Genomic DNA, 20,794 nt, shown 5'->3' with positions numbered 1-20,794 from the left:
AGCCGCCCCTGCGCGTGCCCCGCGCTGGGTTTCAGGATGCGACCGGGGCAGGCGCGGCCGCTTCGATGCGAGCGGCCAGTGCGGCAATCGCCTGGGCCGCGGCGCTGCCAGGCAGGCTTTCGAACAGCAGCTGCCGACGCTGCAAGGCCTCGCGCACCGCAGCGTCACTGGGGATGTCGCCGGCCAGCATGAGTTTCACCGGCTCGCCCTGGGGCGTGGTGACGAATCGATCGACGACCTGCTGCAGTTGATGCGTCACGACCTTGCCATCGCCCGGCTTGCCCACCTGGTTGACCGCCACATGCAGCACGCGACGACGCTGCTGGGTGGCCAGCACCTTGATGGTGGCGTAGGCATCGGTGAGCGAGGTGGGCTCGGGCGTGGCCACCACCAGCACGTCGTCGGCCAGGGAAATGGCGTAGAGCACAACGTCGGAGATGCCCGCACCGGTGTCCAGCAGCACGTAGTCGTAGCGCGGGATGAGCGTGGCCACCACGCGCTGGAGCTGCTCGCGCACCTCGGGTGTGAGGCGCGAGTACTCCACCAGCCCCGAGCCGGCCAGCAGCACCGAGAAGCCGCCCGGCGCCTTGAGCACGGCCTCGTCCAAGGTGGCCTTGCCGGTGAAGACGTCGTGCAGAGTGATCTTGGGGTACAGGTTGAGCACCACGTCGAGGTTGGCCAGCCCGAGGTCGGCGTCGAGCACGAGCACACGGTGGCCGCGACGGGCCAGCGCCGCCGCCACGTTGGCCGAGACAAAGGTTTTGCCCACGCCGCCCTTGCCGCTGGTGACGGCCAGCACCCAGGCGCGCCGGGCGCCAGGCAGGGGAAGCGACAGGCTGGAGGCTGGGGTGTTCATGGGCTTATTCAAGGCTGTCGTCCCAGGCTGTCACGCCGAAGAGCAGGGACTTCTCCTCGTTGCTGACGCTGCTGACCACCGATTGCTCGAGGCAGACGCGGTTACGCCCCTCGGTCTTCGCGCAGTAGAGCTGCAGATCGGCACGTTCGGTCCACAGGGCCGCCGACGAGCGCACCCATTGGGGCGCGAAAGCCCCGCCGATGCTGACGGTGACATGGATGTCCTGCCCTGACGGCAGGCGGATCGCGCGGCCTTCGATCGTGCGGCGGATGCGCTCGGCCACAGCCTCGCCATAGGCCGGGTGGCAATTGGGCAGCACCATCGCGAACTCCTCGCCGCCGAATCGCGCCACCGTGTCCATCGGGCGCACGCACTCGGCCAGGCGTTGGCCGACGGCCTGGATGACCAGGTCTCCGGCCGCATGGCCATGGGTGTCGTTGACGTGCTTGAAGTGGTCGATATCGACCACCAGCAGCAGGGCTGATTCGCCGGTCCGCGCCACGCGATCGATTTCCCGCTCGAGCACCGCCCGGAAGTGGCGGCGGTTGGCCAGACCGGTGAGGGCATCACGCAGCGACAGATCGCACAGGCCGTCGATGATGGCCTGCAGTGCGGTCGTCGCGGGCGCCTCGACCAGCGAGGGCAAGGGGTAACCGGCCTGCTGAAGAAGGCTCAGCGCCTGCTCGAGCTTCAGCTCAGTCAGGCGCACGGCGTCGGTCGGGGCGGCGGTTTGCACGGGGTGGTTGGCTTCGGCGCGGCGGTGGCATCCAGTCTAGCAGCGAGCCCTGAGGGCCCGGCCGTGGGAATTGGATGCCGATTCACCCCCATTTCGGCGCCCCAGTGCCGGACTTGAGCTCTACAGCGCCGCCTTGCGCAGCGTTTCCACCACCGGCCGGCGCAGCACCTCGCGCAGGCCCCACCAGCCGGCGGCCCACGCCAGCCCCGCCCCCGCCCCCATGCCCGCCAGCGGCACCCAGGGCGAAGGCCCACAATGAAACTCGAAGGCATAGCGGGCCAGCGCCCAGCCCACGGCAATGGCCGCCCCTGCGGCCAAGGCACCGGCCAAAGCCCCCACACCCAGCAGCTCGGCGCGCTGCACTCGCGACAGCAGGCGGCTGCCCGCCCCCATCGCGCGCATCACCGCAAACTCGCGCTCACGCGCTTCGCGGGTGGCTGTCACCGCCGCGAACAGCACCACCACCCCGGCAGCCAGCGTGAAGCCAAACAGGAACTCCACCGCGCGGATGACCTGGTCGAGCACTCGCTGCACCTGGGCGATCGAGGCCGAGACATCCACATTGGTGATGTTTGGAAATTCCCGGATCAGCGCGTTGTCGAACCCCGCCTGCGGCGGCGCGCGGAACGCGGCGATGTAGGTCGAGGGCAGCTCGTCCATGCGGCTGCGTGGAAACATCGCGAAGAAGTTGACCCGCATGGAGGCCCAGTCCACCCGGCGCAGGCTGGTGATGCGGGCCTGCACCGGCATGCCGGCGATATCGAAGACCAGGACGTCGCCCAGGCTCAGACCCAGGGTCCGGGCAATACCCTCCTCCAGGCTGATCTCGTCGGCCGCCTCGGGCGTCCAGCGGCCAGCGGCCAGTGCGTTGTGCACCGGCATCGTCGCAGCATGGCTGAGGTTGAATTCGCGGTCGACCAGGCGGCGCGCGCGCTCCTCGGTGTAGGCCTCGGGGTTCACCGGCCGGCCGTTCACGCTGACAAGCCGGCCCCGAATCATCGGGTACCAGTCGAAGTCCTTCACGCCGGCCTGCGTGAGCCGTTCACGGAAGGTTGGCGCCTGCTCGGGCTGGATGTTGATCACGAAGCGGTCGGGCGCATCGGGCGGCGTGGCCTGGCGCCAACTGGCGATCAGGTCGGTGCGCAGCAGCACCAGCAACACCAGGGCCAGCAGGCCCACAGCCAGGGCGGAGACCTGCAGCACCGCAAAGCCCGGGCGGGCGGCCACCTGGCGCGTGGCCAGGCGCAGCCAGCGCGGCACGTGCAGCTCCACGACGGTGCGGCGCAGCACCTGCACCGCCACCCAGCCCGCCAGCGCGAACAGGGCGATCGCAGCGGCAAAGCCTCCAACGGCGATCAGACCCAGGCGCAGGTCGCTGGATGCGGCCACCAGCAAAGCGGCAAAGCCCAGGGTGCCGGCGGCCAGCACCCCCAGGGAGGCCGGCCGCAGTTCGCCCATCTCGCGGCGGATGACACGCACCGCCGGCACCTGGGCCAATTGCAGCACCGGCGGCAGGCCGAAGCCAAACAGCAGGGTCAGGCCCACCCCCAGGCCGAAGACGGCCGGCCAGGCGCCGGGTGCCGGCAAGGTGGTCTCGACCAGGCCGGCCAGCAGGGCCACGAAGACGTGGTGCACGGCATAGCCCACCGACACACCGAGGGCGCTGGCCAGCAAGCCCACGAAGGTGAACTCCAGGGCATAGCTCCAGGCGATGGTGCGCTGCGGCAGGCCCAGTACCCGCAGCATCGCGCAGTCGTCGAGGTGGCGCGAGGCGAAGTCGCGCGCCGCGATGCCCACGGCCACCGCTGCCAGCAGGGCGGCCAGCAGCGCGACCAGGTTCAGGAAACGCTCGGCCCGGTCCAGCGTCTGGCGCATCTCGGGACGGCCGTTGTCCAGCGACTCCAGGCGCACGCCGCGCAGGCCCGCCTCGTCGATATGGGCCTGCGCCCAGGCGAGATAGCGGCCGATCTCGGCGTCGCGCCCCGGCGGTGCGGCCACGGCCAGGCGGTAGGTGACCCGGCTGGCAGGCTGGATCAGGGCGGTGGCGGCCAGGTCGGCCTCGTGAAGCATCACACGCGGCGCAAAAGCCATGAAGCCGGCGCCGCGATCAGGTTCGAGCGTGATCACGCGTTCGATGCGCAAGGCCGCATCGCCCAGCAGCAAGGTGTCGCCCACGGCCAGTTGCAAGGCCTCGAGCAAGGCCGCATCGACCCACACGCTGCCGCGCTCGGGCACGCCCTCGGCCGGGGCGTCGGCTTGGCCGGGCGCCGGGGCCACGCGCAAGCGGCCACGCAGCGGGTAGCCCTCGCTCACCGCCTTCACCGCCACCAGCCGGGTGGCCCCGCCTTGGGCCTGCGGCGCGCGCGCCATGCTAGGAAAGGCCACGGTGCGCGCCTGCAACAAGCCTTGCAAGCGGGCCCGCTCGACGAAGGCCTCGGGCGTGGGCTGGTCACTGGCCACGAGGGCATCACCCCCCAGGAGCTGGGCCGCATCGCGGTTCAGGCCGTTCTTGAGCCGGTCGGCGAAAAAACCCACCGCGGAAAGCGCCGCCACGGCCAGCATCACGGCCACGACCAGCAGTCGCAACTCGCCCGCGCGAAAGTCGCGCAGGGTCTGGCGCACGGCAAGGGGGATGATGTGCTGCAGCATAGGAGATGGCGAGCTTGAGAACGGCAACGATAGCCGAGCCCGGCCCCGGGCACCGCCCTGGGGGTTTTCCGCTACCGCGGTGGGCCCTGGTGGCGTGAACGGTTCTGAATGCTGACGTCAAGCCGGCGCAACCCCAGGCCTTCGGCATCGTGGTCCACTGCCGGTATGACGAGGTCCGCCCTGCCCCCGCTGTTCCTGTCCCACGGCTCGCCGCTGATCGCGCTGGATCCGGGCGACACCGGCGCCTTCTTCCGGCGCCTGGGGCCGGCCCTGGAGCAGGCCTTCGGCCGGCCGCGTGCCATCGTCGCCGTCTCGGCGCACACCACCACGCTCGAGCCGGCACTGCTGGCGGCCGCGCAGCACTCCACCATCCACGATTTCGGGGGCTTCCCCCAGGCGCTTTACGAGATGCGCTACGACGCCCCGGGCGATCCCGCCGTGGCGGAGGCCGCGTCCGCCTGCCTGAGCCGGGCCGGCATCGCACACCACGTGCTTGCCGCAGGCGGGCTCGATCATGGCATCTGGACGCCGTTGATCCACGCCTGGCCGAAGGCCGACATCCCGATCGTGCCGCTGTCGCTGGTGCCTTCGGCGGCGCCGGCCGAGCATTGGGCGACCGGGCAGGCCCTGGCCCCCCTGGCCCAGGAAGGCGTGCTGATCCTGGGCACCGGCAGCCTCACACACAACCTGCGGCTGGCGCTCGGCGGCGGCCGCTCCGAGAACCGGCCCGAGACACCCGAGTGCGCCGCCTTCCGCCAGTGGGTGTGGGAACGCAGTCTGGCGCGCGACTGGCCGGCCCTGATGGACTACCGGCGGCAGGCCCCGCATGCCGCCCTCATGCACCCCACCGACGAGCACTGGCTGCCCTTCTACATCCCGGCCGGGGCTGGCGGCCCCCAGGCCGTGCCGGTGCGTGTGCACGCCGGTGTGACCTATGGATGCCTGGGCATGGATGCCTATGCCTTCGGGGCACAGGCAGCCCGGCTCGCACAGGCCCTGGCCGGCTGATCAGCGCCCGGGCAACTGCCCCAGCACGCCTTCGACGTAGTAGTCCATCGCCGCAATGCGGCGGTCGTCCATCGGGCCGCCCTCGTGGCGCACTCGGCCCTGGTTGTCCACGATGCGCCCGGCGAAGGGATGGAAGCGGCCTTGCTCGATGGCCAGCCGGCGCTCGCGCACGAGCTTCACCACCTCGGCCGGGATATCCGGGTGCAGCGGGGCCAGGTCGATGAACCCGTCCTTCAGCCCCCCCCAGGCCGGCGTGGCCGTCCAGCGGCCTTCGAGCAAGGCCTGGGCCACGCGGGTGTAGTAGCCGCCCCAATGGTGCGTCACCGCTGTGAGTTGGCGCTTGGGCGCGAAACGGCGCATGTCGCTTTGGTAGCCGATGAACCAGCGCCCCTCGGCCTCGGCCGTCTGGGCCACCGCGGTCGAACCGCTGTGGTTGGTGAGCACGTCGGCGCCCTGACGGATCAGTGTCAGGGCCGCCTCACGCTCACGCGCGGGGTCGAACCAGGCGTTGAGCCAGATCACGCGCAACTGAGCCTGCGGGTTGGCCTCGCGCAGACCGCGGGCAAAGGCATTGATCCCCTGCACCACCTCGGGCACCGGAAAGCCTGCCACATAGCCGGCCGTGCCGCTGCGCGTCATGCGTCCGGCGATCAGACCGGCCAGATAGCGGCCCTCGTAGTAGCGGGCGTTGTAGGTGTTGAGATTGGCCGCGGTCTTGTAGCCGCCCGCATGCTCGAAGGCCACCTGCGGAAACTCAGAGGCGACCTTCAGCGCCGGCTCCAGGTAGCCGAAGCTGGTGGCGATGATGAGGCGGTGACCCTGGGCCGCCAGATCGCGCATCACGCGCTCGGAGTCGGCCCCCTCCGCCACGTTCTCGACGAAGGTGGTCTGCACCTTGGAGCCGAGCTTCTTCTCGAGTTCGAGCCGTCCCTGGTTGTGCTGGTAGGTCCAGCCCGCCTCGCCCACCGGGCTGACAAAGACGAAACCCACCTTCAACGGCGCGGGCGCGGGCGGCAACGGGTGGGATGCTGGGGTCTGGGCCGACGAGCCGCTGGCAAAGACGAGTGCTGAGACGGCAGCTACGGCCGCACGCCTGAGGTTTTTGTACATGGTGTTCCTCTACATGGCCCCGAAGCAGGCGCGTGGCCCCCTGGGGCGCGGAGGACACGCGTTCAGTGAAAGCGCTCGAAATGGGCGTCGAGCCGGTCGACCCAGCACGCCTTGGCCGAGGCCTCGGCGAAGCTTGCCTCGAGGCTGTTACGTGCCAGGGTGTAGGCCTCACGCACCTGCAGCGCGGGCAGCGCGGCAAAGGTCTCGACGAAGTTCTGGTGCAGGTAGCCGCCGAAGTAGGCCGGATCGTCGGAATTGACGGTGGCCACCAGCCCCGAAGCCAGCAATTGTCCCAGATTGTGATCGGACAGCCGGTCAAAGACACGCAGCTTGACGTTGGACAGCGGGCACACCGTCAGCGGCACCCGCTCGCGCGCCAGGCGCCGGACCAGCTCGGCATCCTCCAGGGCCCGCACGCCATGGTCGATACGCTCGACCTTCAGCACGTCCAGCGCACTGCGCACATAGGCTGCGGGCCCCTCCTCACCCGCATGCGCCACGAGACGCAGACCCAGCTCGCGGCAGCGCGCGAACACCCGGGCGAACTTCTCGGGCGGATGGCCGCGTTCGCTGCTGTCCAGCCCCACACCGATGAAATGCTCTCGCCACGGCAGCGCCTCTTCGAGCGTCTCGAAAGCGGCCTCCTCGCTGAGATGCCGCAAGAAGCACAGGATGAACGCGCTGCTCAGGCCCAGCTCCTGCTGCGCCGTCTCGCGAGCCCGCGTGAGCCCGCGGATCACCGTCTCGAAGGACACGCCGCGTGCGGTGTGGGTCTGCGGGTCGAAGAACACCTCGGCATGCACGATGCCGTCAGCGACAGCCCGGCGGAAATAGGCCATGGCCATGTCGAAGAAGTCGTCCTCCTTCAGCAGCACGCTCGCCCCGGCGTAATAGATGTCGAGGAAGCTCTGCAGGTCGGTGAAGGCATAGGCGCGTCGCAGGCTCTCGACGTCGGGGTAGGCCAGCGCGACGCCGTTGCGCCGGGCCAGTTCGAAGATGAGTTCGGGCTCCAGCGAGCCTTCAATGTGAATGTGCAGCTCGGCCTTGGGCATCGTGCGCAGCAACTGGGCCAGTGCATCGGGGGGCAGGGTCGTGTTCGTTGGCATGGTCAGGGTCTCGCAGGCGGCAGGCCTCCACTGTCGCGCGGGTGACGGTGCTTGTGCGGGTTCCCCCCGCCGCGCAGGTGACACCTCGCGCCAAGCAGGCGGTGGAATCATGCCGCAAAAGCCGATGCCGACTGCACGACGATGAATCCGCAAACATTCTTGCACCGCCTTTTCGCCCCGCAAAGCCACCGCGCGCCGCGTTGGGCTGCGCTGGCACTGGCGCTTGCGCTGAGCGCCTGCGGAGGTGGCGACCGCACGCCGCCGCCGGACCTCACACGCGCCCTAACGAGCTCGGGCTCCGTGCGCGGCCACACCAATGATCAAGGCACCGTGGTGCAGTTCAAGGGCATTCCTTACGCCGCCCCGCCGGTGGGGCCTTTGCGCTGGAGGCCACCCCAGACGCCGGCGCCCTGGACCGAAGAGCGCCAAGCCACGAGCTTCGGCCCCGCGTGCGCCCAGCCGGCCAGCGCCTTCGGCACGAGCAGCCAAACCCTGAACGAGGATTGCCTGACGCTCAACGTCTTTCGTCCGACCACCCCGGGCCCCCATCCGGTGATGGTGTGGATCCATGGCGGGGCGTTCTACCTCGGCAGCAGTGCCGGCTATCCCGATGTGTCCAGCCTGGTCACGCAAGGGGTGGTCGTGGTGACCTTGAACTACCGCCTGGGCGCCTTGGGCTTCATGGCCCACCCGGCCCTGAGCGCCGAGCAAGGCGGACACTCCGGCAATTACGGACTGATGGACCAGCAAGCCGCCTTGCGCTGGGTGCGCGACAACATCGCCGCCTTCGGGGGCGATCCTCGCAACGTCACGCTCTTCGGCGAATCGGCCGGTGGCTTCAGCGTGCTGTCGCACCTGGCTGCAAGCGCATCGGCCGGGCTGTTCCACAAAGCCATCGTGATGAGCGGCGCCTATGGCCTGGATCTGCAAGACACGCTGAGCCTTTCGGAAGGCAAAGGGCACACCGTAGCGCAGGCGGCGATGGGTTTGGTTACGGGCGCAGGGGGAGCGGCTTGCGACACCCAAACCGTCGAATGCCTGCGCAGCCTGCCGGTGCAGGCGCTGCTCGGCGCGCAGATGGTGGCCTACCCGCGCGGCCCTGTGCCCAGCGTGGACGGACGGGTGCTCGACGCCTCGGTGCGCAGCAAGATCTGGGCTGGCACACAGCACGCCGTTGCGGTGCTGCAAGGCACGACCCGCGATGAATACCGCCTGTTCGCGGCCTTGAACGAGTTGGCCGGCGCAGCACCGCTCAGCGCCGAAACGCTGCCCGCGGCCCTCCAGGGACTGGGGCTGCCGGCGGCGGTGGCCGACGCTTTGGCGGCCACCAGCTATCACCCGGCCTTGTACGACAACAACGCCAGCTTGGCCTACTCTGCCGTGGGCACGGACCTCGTGTTTGCCTGCAACGGCTTGAACCTGTCTCGCCGCCTGGCCAGCCAAGGCCACGTGGTCTATGCCTATGAGTTCCGCGACCGCAGTGCGCCTGAAGTCCTGCCGGCAGTGAGCTTTGCGCAGGGCGCAGCCCATTCGGCCGAACTGCAGTACTTGTTCGACATGCCGCGCCCGCTCGATGCCCAGCAAACCGCTTTGAAGCAAGCCCTGGTGCGCTATTTCGCTCGCTTTGCACGTGAGGGCCGCCCTGACGCCCCCGGTTTGCCGGCGTGGCCAGCGTTCCAAACGGCCTCGCCCACTTACCTGGGCTTGGACATCGCCTCGGGAGAAGGCATCGCCCCGCGCCCCCACTTTGCCGCCGAGCACCAGTGCGACACCGTCTGGTCGAGCCTGAACGACGACTGAACCACTCTCAAAAACCTCAGGGAACGGGGATTGGGCCCGCCGCACGGCGGGCCTCTTTTTTGACCGAATCGCCCTGCCCTGACGAAGCGCAGATCCGCGCCTTCGCGCGAAATCCGGTCTGGGTGAGCCGAGCGCCTGGATCAAGCCTTCAGAAACACATCCCAATCCGGGGCGAAGGTGGCGTGCAGCGGCAACAAGGCCCCGCCCAAGGCACGCGCATCCGATCCGATGCTGCCAGGCATCAGCCGCGGCGGAGTTTGCAAGCCCTCCCAGTTGTAGGCGGCCAGCGCCTGCCCGGTGCAGCCGATCAGCTCAGACAACAAGGCCGGAGCGACCGCGCCATCGATCACCACGGCCGGTAAATCCAGAAAGGCTGCGCCGGACACCACGCAGTGCGCCAAGGCCCGTGCCGCGTCGTCGACCCATTGCCGCGCGTGGGGCCACCACGGTTCTTGCAGCGCGCGATCGTCATAGGCGGCCATGGGGTCGAGCCCGTGTTCGCGCAAACGCTGCTCGAGGTCCCACAGCGAGGCGCGACTGAGCAACTGCGGCGGCACCTCGCCAGCACCGCGCTCGGCCACGCCCAGCGGCAGCGAGGCCACGGCGCCGGCATTGCCATGCTCGCCGCGATGCAAGCGCGAATGCAGCACCAGCCCACCGCCGATGAAGGTATCCAGAAACAGATAGAGAAAACTATGGATGTCGCGGCCCTTGCCTTGCAGCAGTTCAGCCACGCAAGCCGCGACCGTGTCCCTGGCAAAACTGACCGGCAAGGACGTCATGCGCTGCACTTCGGCGGCCAGGTCGAGCTGGTTCCATGCGTCGGACTGCGCGCGGGTCAGACCCAACATGCGGTGCCAGCCCCCGAGCTGGAATGGCGCGGCCACGCCCACCCCCACCACCCGCGAGGCCAGCGGCCCGAGCCGACGCAACAACTCTTCGAGATGGGTCCGGATGGTGGGCAACAGGGTGCTCGCATCGGGAAATGCGTAGGTCTCGCTGATGCGCTCGCGCACCCGTCCGGTGAAATCCACCAAGAGCCAGTCGGCACTGCGCCGTGCAATCTTGATGCCAATGGCGAAGGCGCCATCCGGGTTCAAGCCAATGGGCACCGAAGGCTGCCCCACCTTGCCCCGCACAGGCGCGCCGCGGGTGAGCAGATCGTCTTCGTCCAAACGGGCGATGATCAAGCCGATGGTCTGTGCCGTCAGCCCGGTGATCCGGGCCAAATCGGCTTTGGCCAGGCGACCATGCGTGCGCAGCGCTTGCAGCACCACGCGCTCGTTGAACTGCCTCAGGCCGACCTGGTTCGATCCGCGGGGGCGCAAGGGTTGTCCGGCGATCTCGGCCAGGCGGGGGGATGGATCGTTGGAAGGGTTCACGGCAAGTCAATGTGCACGCAATGACGATAACGGCCGCGCGGATCAGGGCCGCAAGAGGGCGCTGGCTGACATCAGCACGTCGTCGTGCCCCCGTTCGGCCGGCACCTGGAGCCGCTTGGGGCCGAGCCGCGGATCGACGTCGAGCATGTCGCGGCCTCAGGCCAGGCACTCGGCCGGGATGGCCTCGGGGGGCATGGCACCGGTCATCACGGCCACGGTATCGCTCATGCTGATGGTTTTCGGGTTCACCACCGCCGCGCGTTTGCCCAAACGGGCAATGTGGATGCGGTCGGCAATCTCGAACACATGCGGCATGTTGTGGCTGATCAGCACCACCGACAGGCCCCGATCGCGCACGCGGCGGATCAGCTCGAGCACCATATTGCCTTCCTTGACACCGAGGGCGGCGGTGGGCTCGTCCATGATGACCACATGCTGCGCAAAGGTGGCCGCTCGAGCCACCGCCACGCACTGGCGCTGCCCGCCCGACAAGGTCTCCAAGGCCTGCGTCATGGAACGGATGCCCACCTTCAGCTCGTTCATGCGGGCGATGCTTTCTTCGAGCATCTTTTTCTTGTCGATCGCCTGGAACACCCGGCCCCATAGGCCTTGGCGGCGGATCTCGCGGCCGAGGAAAAGGTTTTCGGCAATCGTCATTGCCGGCGCCACGGCCAGGTCCTGGTAAACGGTCTCGATGCCGGCGCGACGCGCATCGATGGGGCTGCGAAAGTGCACCCGTCGTCCGTCGAGGTGGATGTCCCCTTCATCGGGCTGGACGGCCCCCGACAGGCACTTGATGAGCGAGGACTTGCCCGCACCGTTGTCGCCGATGACGGCCAGGATCTCGCCCGCTCGCAACTCGAAGTCCGCTCCATCCAAGGCCGTGACCTGACCGTAGCGCTTGACCAAGCCCTTGGCCTGCATCACGACGCAGGGTTTGCTGTCGATGCCCATGCTCAGCGCCCTCCTTGGCGGGACATCCGGTCGGTGAGGACCGCCAGAATCACCAAGATGCCCGTGACCAGGATCTGATACACCGACGACACGCCCATGAGCGTGAGGCCGTTGCGAAACACTCCCACGATCAGCGCGCCCACCAGCGTGCCCAGAACGATACCGCGTCCGCCGAACAGACTGGTGCCGCCCAGTACCACGGCGGTGATGGCGTCCAGGTTCTCGGTCTGACCCGCATTGGGATCGCCAGCACCGATGCGCGCCACCGACAGCAGCGAGGCAATGCCGTAGAACACACCGGCCATCATGTACACGCCCAGCAGCACCTTGTCGGTGGAAATGCCCGTCAGGCGGGTGGCTTCGGGGTTGTTGCCCACCGCATAGATGTGGCGGCCCGGTGCGGTGTCACGCAGATACAGCCAAGTGATCAGATACAGCGCCAGCATCAGCACCACGCCATACAAGATGTTGGCCTGACCGATGCGAAAGCTGTTGCCCAGCCAAGTCAGGCCCTCGGGCACCTCGGTGATGGTTTGCGAGCCCGAATAGAGCTGGGTGATCGCAAACGCAATATTGAGCATGCCCAGCGTCACAATGAACGGCGGCAGCTTGGCCTTGGTGACCAGCAAACCATTGGCCAGGCCGAACAGCATGGTCACCGCCAGACCCAGCGCGATGGCCAGCGGCGCTGACAAACCGAAATCGGCCGCCGTCTTGGTCATGACGATGGCGCCCAGGGCCATCACCATGCCGCAAGACAGATCGATCCCGGCAGTCAGGATGATCAAGGTCTGGCCGATCGCAATCGTTCCCACCACCATCACCTGCTGCAAGATCAGCGAAAAGTTCTGCAGGGTGAGAAAGCGCTCGCTTTGGGTGGCGAAAAACGCGCAGGCACATAGCAGGGCCATGAAAGGCCCCAAGGTGCCCGCAGGGGGCAATGAGTTGCGCAAGATCTTCATGACATCGGGTCTGTGTGAGATCGGTGCAGGCAGCCGCCAAGCCGTGCATCCCCGGCCCGGCCCCTCGCCGGGCCCGATGCGCCCAGACGAGGTCAGCCGGCACAGCGGCATGCGCACAACCGCTTACTTGTTCCCCCAGCAAAGCTCCAGCCCGGTGGCTACGTCCTTGCTCTCCACACCCGGCAGGGGCTTGGCGGCGATCAGCGTCACGCCGGTGTCGGTGTAGCCGCTGGCCTTCTTGCCCGTCTTGGCGTATTCGACGCCGGCGGCCACGCCCATCGAAGCCATGCGCAAGGGGTATTGCTGGCTGGTGGCGGCGATCGCGCCGGCTCCCACGTCCTTCACCCCGGCGCAGCCGCCGTCGACCGAGACGATGATCACGTCCTTGTCCCGGCCAGCGGCCTTGAGCGCTTTGTACGCCCCCGCGGCGGCCGGCTCATTGATGGTGTAGACCACATTGATGTCTGGATTTTTTTGCAGGCAGTTTTCCATCCCCGTCTGCCCCTTGGCCGCATCGCCGTAGCTATCGGCCATGCACACCACGCCAGCGGCCTTGCCTCCCAGTTCATTGCTCTTGGCGTCCGGAGCCTTCAAGCCCATGCCTTTGAGGAAGCCGTTGTGACGTTGTGCACCGACCGGATGCCCGGGAAACAGGTCCAAGGTGGCGATCACGGGCTTCTTGGCACCCAGGGCGGCCTTGGCGTACTGTCCAATCAACACACCGGCCTTGTAGTTGTCGGTGGCGAAAAATGCGTCCACCGCGGACGGCGGGTCGGTCGGGCTGTCCAAAGCGATCACCATCACGCCTTGCGCCTGGGCTCTTCTGATGGCGGGAATGATGGCCTTGGCATCGCTGGGCGCGATCAAGATGGTCTTGGCGCCAGCGGCCACCATGTTCTCCATCGCGGTCACTTGGCCGGCATTGTCACCATCGGTTTTGCCAGAGGCCACGATCAGCTTGGCGCCCAGCTTCTTGGCTTCGGCCTCGGCACCTTCCTTCATCTTCACGAAGAAGGGGTTGGACTCGGTCTTGATGATCAGCCCGATCACGGGTTGGGGCTGCGCCAAGACGCAGCCCATCGCCACAGCCAGCAGGGACGACACGAAGACGGCTTTGTGCATGAAAAGTCTCCTCAGATCCGGTCTTCTCCGCAGCCCCGGCCGCATGTTCGGCCCCCTCGGTCGGGACAAACCCCGGCATCCGCTGCGGATGCAAGCCACTATAGTTACCCACACGTAAATAAATCAACTAGATTTAGTTATGGTTTTCCCTGCCCCTGACGTCCCGTCCTCCACGCCGGTCACCGTCGCCACCGCCGGCGAGGCCCTGATGGATCTGATCCAAGATGCCGACGGCCGCCTGCGGCCCTGTGATGGCGGCGCGGTGTACAACCTCACCCGTGCCCTGGGCCTGCAAGGCGTGGGCACGCTCTATCTCAACCCCCTGTCACGGGATCGCTTCGGCCGCGGGCTGGCCCAGGCCCTCGTCGATGCCGGCGTGACGCTGGCGCACGAGGAACCCGTCCATGAACCGACCTCGCTGGCCGTGGTCAGCCTGGACGACGCCGGCAAGGCGAGCTACAGCTTCTACCGCGAGGCGGTGGCCGATCGTCGGGTCGATGCAGCCACGATGATCGCCCAGTGCGCAGCCCAACCCGGGCTCAAAGCCGTGGCCACCGGCTGTCTTGCCTTGGTGCCCCATGACAGCCACAAGTACTTGCCCTGGTTGCAGGCGCAACGCGCAGCCGGCCGCCTGGTGGTGGTCGATGCCAACCTGCGCCCGGCGATCGTGCCTGACATGACGGCCTACCGATCCAGCGTGATGGCCGCGCTGGGCCAGGCCGATCTCATCAAGGTCAGTGACGACGACTTGCACGTCCTGGGCTTCACTCAAACCGATTCGCTGCTCGCAGCGCGCGAGCTGCTGGCGTGCACGCCGGCGCGCTGGCTCGCCCTGACCCTCGGCCCTCGGGGGGCCGTCTTCATGACCCGAGACGGGGCTGCATGGAGCGCCGCCGAGGTCTTGCCCGTGAGCGTGGCCGATACCGTGGGCGCCGGCGACTGTTTCCTGGCCGGCATGCTTGCCGCGCTGATGCACCGCCCGGCGATGCACTCGGCCAACCGGGCCGACGCCCTGCAACTCGGTGCCGAGGATGTGGAGGCCTTGCTGGCCCATGCCATCGCCAGCGCCAGCCTGTGCGTGCAGCAAGTCGGCTGCAAGCCCCCAAGCCGCGAGCAGGTGCTGCAGCGCCTGGCCCAAGGCCGGCCTCGCTGCCAATCGCTCACCTGATCGCCTCCCGGCCCGAGGCCGCGGCCACGGCGGCAGCGTCCCCAGATCCCTGTCCTTCGTCCACGGGTGCGCCGCAGGCCCCTCGCGCCGCCGACCCGCATCGGCCGCCGCAAGTCGCGGCATCGGCTCACTGCTCGCCCAAGGACGAGCCCGGGCACGCCCCCGGCTCGTTCACGATACTTTCCTTCGCCAACCAGGGTAATTACCAGCCAACTTTCGCAATCCAGTATCAGCTTTGCATCGTCACGTACCAAAAGCGCGCGGGCGTATCACCAAGATCCGTTCTGCGGTTTCCGACGCGAAGCCTCCCGCAAGCCCGAGGGCTCGATGAATCCGAAACCTTTGTTCAAAGGAGACACGACGTGAGATTTCGACTGATCCCCCTGCTCGCCGCCGGCCTGTGGGCCGCCACGGGCGCCCACGCGGCCACCGAGCTGGTCATCGCCACCGTGAACAACGGCCACATGATCGAAATGCAAAAACTGTCCAAGCATTTCGAAAGCGCCAACCCCGACATCAAACTCAAGTGGGTCACGCTGGAAGAAGGCGTGTTGCGTCAGCGGGTGACCACCGACATTGCCACCAAAGGGGGGCAGTTCGACATCATGACGATCGGCATGTACGAGGCGCCGATCTGGGGCAAGAAGGGCTGGCTGCAAGAGCTCAAGACCGACGCCAGCTACGATGTCGACGATCTGCTGCCGGCCATCCGCAGCGCCTTGACGGTGGGCGGCAAGCTGTACGCGGCGCCGTTTTACGGCGAGTCCTCGATGCTGATGTATCGCAAGGATCTGGCGGACAAAGCGGGCTTCCAAATGCCTGAGCGCCCCACCTGGACGCAGGTGGCCGAACTGGCGCGCAAAATCCACAACCCGCCCAACACCTATGGCATTTGCTTGCGCGGCAAGCCGGGCTGGGGCGACAACATGGCTTTCTTGTCGACCCTGGTCAACACCCATGGCGGCCAATGGTTCGACATGCAGTGGAAGCCGCAGATCGACACCAAGCCGTGGAAGGACGCCATCACGTTCTATGTGGACTTGCTCAAGAACTATGGCCCCCCCGGCTCGTCGGCCAACAGTTTCAATGAGATTTTGGCGCTGACCAATTCGGGCAAATGCGGCATGTGGGTCGATGCGACGATCGCAGCGTCCTTCGTGAGTGATCCCAAGCAATCCAAGGTGGCCGAGCACATGGCCTTTGCGCAAGCGCCCGTCGCGGTCACGCCCAAGGGCGCCAACTGGCTGTGGTCCTGGAATCTGGCGATTCCGGCGGGCTCCAAGAAAGTCGATGCCGCGCAGAAGTTCATCACCTGGGCCACGAGCAAAGACTACATCCAACTGGTAGCCAAGACCAACGGCTGGGCCAATGTGCCCACCGGCACCCGCAAATCCACATACGCCCACACGGAGTTCCAGAAAGTGGCCCGCTTCGCGGCGGCTGAACTCAAGGCGATCGAATCGGCCGACCCGACCGACGCCACCCTGCCCAAGAGCCCATATGTCGGCGTGCAGTTTGCCGCCATCCCGGAATTTCAGGCCATTGGCATTGCCGTGGGACAACAGATGAGCGCTGCGCTGTCTGGTCGGATCACCGTCGATGCGGCTTTGAAAGCCAGCCAGACGGCCGCCGACCGCGAAATGCGCAAGGCTGGCTACTACAAGTAGTAAGCAACTAAGCGCAACGGACGGTCCTCACCCGCCTTCTGATCGAACGAAGGGCACCCGCACCGACGCGGGTGCCTCGATGTTTTCCATCGATTGCCGACCATGCATCGCCCCGCCTCGCGCACACTGCCGCGCCTGCTGCTCACCCCTGCCGTGGCCACGCTGTTTTTGTGGATGATCGTGCCACTGGCAATGACGCTGTACTTCAGCGTCATCCGCTACAACCTGATGCAGCCCGACCAAAGCGGCTTCGTCGGTTTGCAGAACTTCGAGTTCTTCATCACCGACCCGTCATTTGCCACATCGGTGCTCAACACCGTGGTGCTGCTGGGCAGCGTGATCGTCATCACCGTGGTCTTGGGCGTGGCGATTGCCTTGCTCGTCAATGAGCCTTTCGCAGGACGCGGCATCGTTCGTGTGTTGCTGATTTCGCCGTTCTTCGTCATGCCCACGGTCAATGCGTTGATGTGGAAAAACATGATGATGAACCCGATCTACGGCGTGTTGGCCCAGATCTGGACCTTCTTCGGTGCCGAACCCGTGGACTGGCTCACCGACCATCCGCTGCTGTCGGTGATCGTGATGATCTCTTGGCAATGGCTGCCCTTTGCCACGCTGATCTTCATGACCTCGCTGCAGAGCATGGACCGCGACCAGCTCGAAGCCGCGCGCATGGATGGGGCCACCTATCTTCAGCAACTGCGCTACCTGTATTTGCCGCATTTGGGCCGTTCGGTGGCCGTGGTCGTGATGATCGAACTGATCTTCCTTTTGTCGATCTTTGCAGAGATCTACACCACCACCGGCGGAGGCCCAGGAGACGCCAGTACCAACCTGGCGTTCCTGATCTTCAAACAAGCACTGTTGAACTTCGACGCCGGCGTGGCTTCGGCCGGCGCCCTGTTCGCCGTGCTGATGGCCAACATCGCCGCGATCTTCCTGATCCGCATGGTCGGCAAGAACCTCGACAAATAGAGCTTGCGATGGCACGTCGATCCACCTTCACCCTGACCGGCGCGGTACGTACCGCGCTCGCGTGGTCCACCTCCTTGGCGTTGTTTTTCCCGCTGGGATGGCTGCTGCTGACCGCCTTCAAGACCGAGCTGCAAGCCATCGCGGTGCCCCCCTTGTTCTTCTTCGAGCCCACGTTGGAGAACTTCCATGAAGTCCAGGAGCGCTCGGACTACCTGCACTACGCCTGGAATTCGGTGGTCACCAGCGTGGTGTCCACGCTGCTTGGTCTGGCCATTGCAGCACCGGCGGCCTACGCCATGGCCTTCCACAGGGGCAAGCGTGACAAGGACATCCTGATGTGGATGCTGTCGACCAAGATGATGCCCGCCGTGGGCGCGCTGGTCCCCATTTACGTGCTGGCGCAGAAAAGCCATCTGCTGGACACGCGAGTGGCATTGATCATCGTCTTCACGCTGTCCAACTTGCCCATCATGGTGTGGATGCTGTACTCGTCTTTCAAGGAGATTCCGCGCGAGATCCTGGAAGCCGCCCGCATGGATGGCGCCACCCTGTGGCAGGAAGCCACCAAGGTCTTGCTGCCCTTGGGCATGGGAGGCGTGGCCTCCACCGGTTTGCTGTGTTTGGTGCTGTCCTGGAACGAGTCCTTTTGGGCGCTCAATCTGAGCTCTGCCAAAGCCGGCACCCTGGCCACACTGATTGCCAGCTACTCCAGCCCCGAGGGCCTGTTCTGGGCCAAGCTGTCAGCGGCCTCGCTGATGGCCATCGCCCCCATCGTCGTCTTCGGCTGGTTCAGCCAGAAGCAGCTGGTGCAAGGCCTGACCTTCGGCGCCGTCAAGTAACGATCCACCCGTGAACCACGCCATGGCTTATCTACAACTCCAAGGGATAGAGAAGTATTTCGGCGCTCACCGCGCCATCAAAGGCATCGACCTGAGCATCGAGAAAGGAGAGTTCATCGTCTTCGTAGGCCCGTCCGGTTGCGGCAAATCCACGCTGCTGCGCCTGATCGCGGGTCTCGAACACATCGACGACGGGCGGCTCGTTCTGGACGGCAAAGACATCACCCACGCCCCGTCGTCCAAACGCGATCTGGCCATGGTGTTCCAGAGTTACGCGCTGTACCCCCACATGAGCGTGTACGAGAACATGAGCTTTGCGCTCAAGCTGGCCAAGGTCGATCCCAAGGTGATCGACGAAAAAGTGCACAACGCTGCACGCATACTCGACCTCACGCCCTATCTCCACCGCACCCCGAAGGAGCTGTCGGGCGGGCAACGTCAGCGGGTGGCCATCGGCCGCGCCATCGTGCGCTCGCCCAAGGTGTTTCTCTTCGACGAACCACTGTCCAACCTGGACGCAGCGCTGCGAGGCCAAACCCGGGTGGAGATCGCCAAGCTGCACCGTGACCTCGGTGCCACCACGATTTACGTGACGCACGATCAAGTCGAAGCCATGACCTTGGCCGATCGGGTGGTCGTGCTGCGCGACGGCGTGATCGAACAAGTGGGCACGCCGCTGGAGCTGTATGACAAGCCTGCCAACCAGTTCGTGGCGCAGTTCATCGGCACGCCTCAGATGAACGTCGTTGCGCTGAGCCAAGCGCCGGAATCGGTGCTTGCTCAGGCACCTGAAGGTGCTCGAGGCGGTGCCGTTGGATTGCGGCCCGAGCATGTGCGTGTGCGCGGCGCCGGCAGCACGCCCGTGGTGGCCCGCGTGGACCTGGTCGAAGCCCTGGGTGCCGAGACGCTGATCTACGCCAGCACGCCCCTTGGGGCGCAGTTCGTGGCGCGTCAAAACGAACGCACCGCACTGCAGGCCGGACAAGCCGTCAGCCTGGACATCGACGTCGCACACGCCCATTGGTTCGATACCGCCGGCCGGGTCGTCCCACCTGCCACCCATTGAGCCCGCCGATGGTCACCCTGCCAGCTTTGCACGGCAAAACCGCCGCCATCACGGGTGCAGCATCGGGCATCGGATTGGCCTGTGCCAAGGCCATGGCTGATGCCGGCGCACAAGTGGTGTTGATCGACCACGATGCCACAGCCTTGGCAAGAGCATGCGCAACGATCGGTCCGCAGGCTCGCCCTTTGGTGCTGGACTTGCTAGACCCGGCGCAATGCAACTGCCTGCTGCAACGCACCTTGAGCCTGGTGGATCGGTTGGACATCTTCCATGCCAACGCGGGCCTGTACATCGGCGGCGACTTGCTGGAGACGACACCGCAAGCCATCGACCGCATGCTCGGTCTCAATGTCGGAGCGGTGATGAAGAACGTGCACAACGTGCTGCCGCACATGATCGAGCGCGGCACAGGCGACATCATCGTCACCAGCTCGCTGGCCGCTCACTTCCCCACGCCTTGGGAGCCGGTCTATGCATCGTCCAAATGGGCCATTCACTGCTTCGTGCAGACGGTGCGACGGCAGGTATTCAAACATGGCATCCGTGTGGGTTCGGTCTCGCCCGGCCCGGTCATCACCGGCCTGCTCTCCGATTGGCCCGCCGACAAGCTCGCCCAGGCCAAAGCCAACGGCAGTCTCATCGAGGCCCGCGACGTGGCCGAGGTGGTGCTGTTCATGCTCACTCGGCCGCGCAGCATGACCATTCGCGACGTCGTGCTCATGCCCACGAACTTCGATCTCTGACACGCTCACTTTGCAGCCACACATCATGCATTTCATCCTGCATCTCGGCTTGGGTTCGTTTCACCGTGCGCATCAAGCCGTCTACCTCCACCAGCTGCGCCAAGGAGGCGACTTGCGCTGGGCCATCGCCGCCGGCAATCTGCGCCCGGACATGGCCGACACCATCGCCGCGCTCGAAGCGCAAAACGGCCGCTACACCTTGGAGACCGTCACGCCCCAGGGCCAGCGAAGCTACACGGTCATCGAATCGATCCAGCGCATCATCCCCTATCAAGACGACTTGGCGCCTCTGATCGCCCTGGGCGCAGATCCTGCCACCCGCATCATCAGCTTCACCGTCACCGAAGCGGGCTACTATCTGAATGCCAAAGACCAACTGGACTGGACCAACTTCCCGGACCTGCAAGCCGACCTCGACGCCGTGAAGTCTGGGCGGGCTGGACACACGATCTATGGCGCGCTCGTGACCATCCTGCGCGCACGCATGAAGGCTGGCGCCGGAGCCGTCACGCTCTTGAACTGCGACAACCTGCGCCACAACGGCCAACGCTGTCGCGCGGGACTGCTGCAGTTCATCGACGCGCTCGCAGAGTCCCACCTCAAAGATTGGGTGCTTTCCTACACCCGCTGCCCCAATGCGATGGTCGACCG

The 20,794-nt window shown here is 66.3% G+C and carries 17 protein-coding genes and 1 pseudogene; 9 read left to right on the top strand and 9 right to left on the bottom strand.

What is annotated here, in order from left to right; translation table 11 throughout:
* Positions 1–31: 31 nt before the first annotated feature.
* From ACK42S_RS00090 to ACK42S_RS00080, 3 genes are all read right to left on the bottom strand, one after another.
* Entirely contained in the window at positions 32–856 is an 825-nt protein-coding gene (locus ACK42S_RS00090) for a MinD/ParA family protein (protein ID WP_409701999.1), read from the bottom strand.
* A gap of 4 nt (positions 857–860) precedes the next feature.
* Entirely contained in the window at positions 861–1,592 is a 732-nt protein-coding gene (locus ACK42S_RS00085) for a GGDEF domain-containing protein (protein WP_409701997.1), read from the bottom strand.
* A gap of 120 nt (positions 1,593–1,712) precedes the next feature.
* Positions 1,713–4,241, bottom strand: a complete 2,529-nt coding sequence (locus ACK42S_RS00080) for an ABC transporter permease (protein WP_409701994.1) — start codon at positions 4,239–4,241, stop codon at positions 1,713–1,715.
* Between the two features lie 165 nt (positions 4,242–4,406).
* Between ACK42S_RS00080 and ACK42S_RS00075 the strand changes: the two genes are divergently transcribed.
* Complete coding sequence (locus tag ACK42S_RS00075) at positions 4,407–5,249, top strand: DODA-type extradiol aromatic ring-opening family dioxygenase (RefSeq protein ID WP_409701992.1); 843 nt, start codon at positions 4,407–4,409, stop codon at positions 5,247–5,249.
* Here the strand turns inward: ACK42S_RS00075 and ACK42S_RS00070 are convergent, their stop codons facing one another.
* Positions 5,250–6,359 (bottom strand): BMP family ABC transporter substrate-binding protein, encoded by a 1,110-nt coding sequence (locus ACK42S_RS00070; RefSeq protein ID WP_409701990.1) that lies wholly within the window; start codon positions 6,357–6,359, stop codon positions 5,250–5,252.
* Positions 6,360–6,421: 62 nt separating this feature from the next.
* Complete coding sequence (locus ACK42S_RS00065; RefSeq protein WP_409701988.1) at positions 6,422–7,465, bottom strand: adenosine deaminase; 1,044 nt, start codon at positions 7,463–7,465, stop codon at positions 6,422–6,424.
* Between the two features lie 159 nt (positions 7,466–7,624).
* Here ACK42S_RS00065 and ACK42S_RS00060 point away from each other — a divergent pair, with 159 nt between their 5' ends.
* Entirely contained in the window at positions 7,625–9,265 is a 1,641-nt protein-coding gene (locus ACK42S_RS00060; protein ID WP_409701986.1) for a carboxylesterase/lipase family protein, read from the top strand.
* 140 nt (positions 9,266–9,405) lie between these two features.
* On the opposite strand, the gene ACK42S_RS00055 is transcribed toward ACK42S_RS00060, so the two are convergent.
* The 4 genes from ACK42S_RS00055 to ACK42S_RS00040 all read right to left on the bottom strand — a co-directional run bounded on the left by ACK42S_RS00055 (position 9,406) and on the right by ACK42S_RS00040 (position 13,685).
* Positions 9,406–10,647: an ROK family protein gene (locus ACK42S_RS00055; protein WP_409701984.1), complete on the bottom strand. Its 1,242-nt coding sequence runs from the start codon at positions 10,645–10,647 to the stop codon at positions 9,406–9,408.
* Between the two features lie 156 nt (positions 10,648–10,803).
* Complete coding sequence (locus tag ACK42S_RS00050) at positions 10,804–11,601, bottom strand: ATP-binding cassette domain-containing protein (protein WP_409701982.1); 798 nt, start codon at positions 11,599–11,601, stop codon at positions 10,804–10,806.
* 2 nt (positions 11,602–11,603) lie between these two features.
* Positions 11,604–12,563: an ABC transporter permease gene (locus ACK42S_RS00045; RefSeq protein WP_409701980.1), complete on the bottom strand. Its 960-nt coding sequence runs from the start codon at positions 12,561–12,563 to the stop codon at positions 11,604–11,606.
* A 123-nt stretch (positions 12,564–12,686) separates the two neighbouring features.
* The gene (locus tag ACK42S_RS00040) at positions 12,687–13,685 is read right to left on the bottom strand and encodes a sugar ABC transporter substrate-binding protein (protein ID WP_409701978.1); all 999 of its coding nucleotides are present in this window, start codon (positions 13,683–13,685) and stop codon (positions 12,687–12,689) included.
* Positions 13,686–13,824: 139 nt separating this feature from the next.
* Between ACK42S_RS00040 and ACK42S_RS00035 the strand changes: the two genes are divergently transcribed.
* The 7 genes and pseudogenes from ACK42S_RS00035 to ACK42S_RS00005 form a co-directional block, all read left to right on the top strand.
* Positions 13,825–14,853, top strand: a complete 1,029-nt coding sequence (locus ACK42S_RS00035; protein ID WP_409701976.1) for a PfkB family carbohydrate kinase — start codon at positions 13,825–13,827, stop codon at positions 14,851–14,853.
* 464 nt (positions 14,854–15,317) lie between these two features.
* Positions 15,318–16,520 carry an ABC transporter substrate-binding protein gene (locus ACK42S_RS00030; protein WP_409702086.1) on the top strand — a complete coding sequence of 401 codons (1,203 nt, stop codon included), beginning with the start codon at positions 15,318–15,320 and terminating at the stop codon, positions 16,518–16,520.
* A gap of 102 nt (positions 16,521–16,622) precedes the next feature.
* The gene (locus ACK42S_RS00025) at positions 16,623–17,495 is read left to right on the top strand and encodes a carbohydrate ABC transporter permease (RefSeq protein WP_409701974.1); all 873 of its coding nucleotides are present in this window, start codon (positions 16,623–16,625) and stop codon (positions 17,493–17,495) included.
* 8 nt (positions 17,496–17,503) lie between these two features.
* Entirely contained in the window at positions 17,504–18,334 is an 831-nt protein-coding gene (locus tag ACK42S_RS00020; RefSeq protein ID WP_409701973.1) for a carbohydrate ABC transporter permease, read from the top strand.
* Positions 18,335–18,356: 22 nt separating this feature from the next.
* Positions 18,357–19,400, top strand: a complete 1,044-nt coding sequence (locus tag ACK42S_RS00015; RefSeq protein ID WP_409702084.1) for an ABC transporter ATP-binding protein — start codon at positions 18,357–18,359, stop codon at positions 19,398–19,400.
* 8 nt (positions 19,401–19,408) lie between these two features.
* Complete coding sequence (locus ACK42S_RS00010) at positions 19,409–20,143, top strand: SDR family oxidoreductase (protein WP_409701971.1); 735 nt, start codon at positions 19,409–19,411, stop codon at positions 20,141–20,143.
* 25 nt (positions 20,144–20,168) lie between these two features.
* Positions 20,169–20,794: pseudogene (locus tag ACK42S_RS00005) on the top strand (mannitol dehydrogenase family protein); the annotation flags it as partial.

The organism is Caldimonas sp. (genome assembly GCF_046289365.1).
Classification (GTDB): Bacteria; Pseudomonadota; Gammaproteobacteria; order Burkholderiales; family Burkholderiaceae_C; genus Caldimonas.
Note: the sequence above shows the minus strand (reverse complement) of the source record. Positions and strands in the feature narration are given on the sequence as shown.

Coding starts and splice junctions, on each gene's coding strand:
- ACK42S_RS00090 (WP_409701999.1), bottom strand. CDS start 856: ATGAACACCCCAGCCTCCAGCCTGTCGCTTCCCCTGCCTGGCGCCCGG.
- ACK42S_RS00080 (WP_409701994.1), bottom strand. CDS start 4,241: ATGCTGCAGCACATCATCCCCCTTGCCGTGCGCCAGACCCTGCGCGAC.
- ACK42S_RS00075 (WP_409701992.1), top strand. CDS start 4,407: ATGACGAGGTCCGCCCTGCCCCCGCTGTTCCTGTCCCACGGCTCGCCG.
- ACK42S_RS00070 (WP_409701990.1), bottom strand. CDS start 6,359: ATGTACAAAAACCTCAGGCGTGCGGCCGTAGCTGCCGTCTCAGCACTC.
- ACK42S_RS00065 (WP_409701988.1), bottom strand. CDS start 7,465: ATGCCAACGAACACGACCCTGCCCCCCGATGCACTGGCCCAGTTGCTG.
- ACK42S_RS00050 (WP_409701982.1), bottom strand. CDS start 11,601: ATGGGCATCGACAGCAAACCCTGCGTCGTGATGCAGGCCAAGGGCTTG.
- ACK42S_RS00045 (WP_409701980.1), bottom strand. CDS start 12,563: ATGAAGATCTTGCGCAACTCATTGCCCCCTGCGGGCACCTTGGGGCCT.
- ACK42S_RS00040 (WP_409701978.1), bottom strand. CDS start 13,685: ATGCACAAAGCCGTCTTCGTGTCGTCCCTGCTGGCTGTGGCGATGGGC.
- ACK42S_RS00035 (WP_409701976.1), top strand. CDS start 13,825: ATGGTTTTCCCTGCCCCTGACGTCCCGTCCTCCACGCCGGTCACCGTC.
- ACK42S_RS00030 (WP_409702086.1), top strand. CDS start 15,318: ATGATCGAAATGCAAAAACTGTCCAAGCATTTCGAAAGCGCCAACCCC.
- ACK42S_RS00025 (WP_409701974.1), top strand. CDS start 16,623: ATGCATCGCCCCGCCTCGCGCACACTGCCGCGCCTGCTGCTCACCCCT.
- ACK42S_RS00020 (WP_409701973.1), top strand. CDS start 17,504: ATGGCACGTCGATCCACCTTCACCCTGACCGGCGCGGTACGTACCGCG.
- ACK42S_RS00015 (WP_409702084.1), top strand. CDS start 18,357: ATGGCTTATCTACAACTCCAAGGGATAGAGAAGTATTTCGGCGCTCAC.
- ACK42S_RS00010 (WP_409701971.1), top strand. CDS start 19,409: ATGGTCACCCTGCCAGCTTTGCACGGCAAAACCGCCGCCATCACGGGT.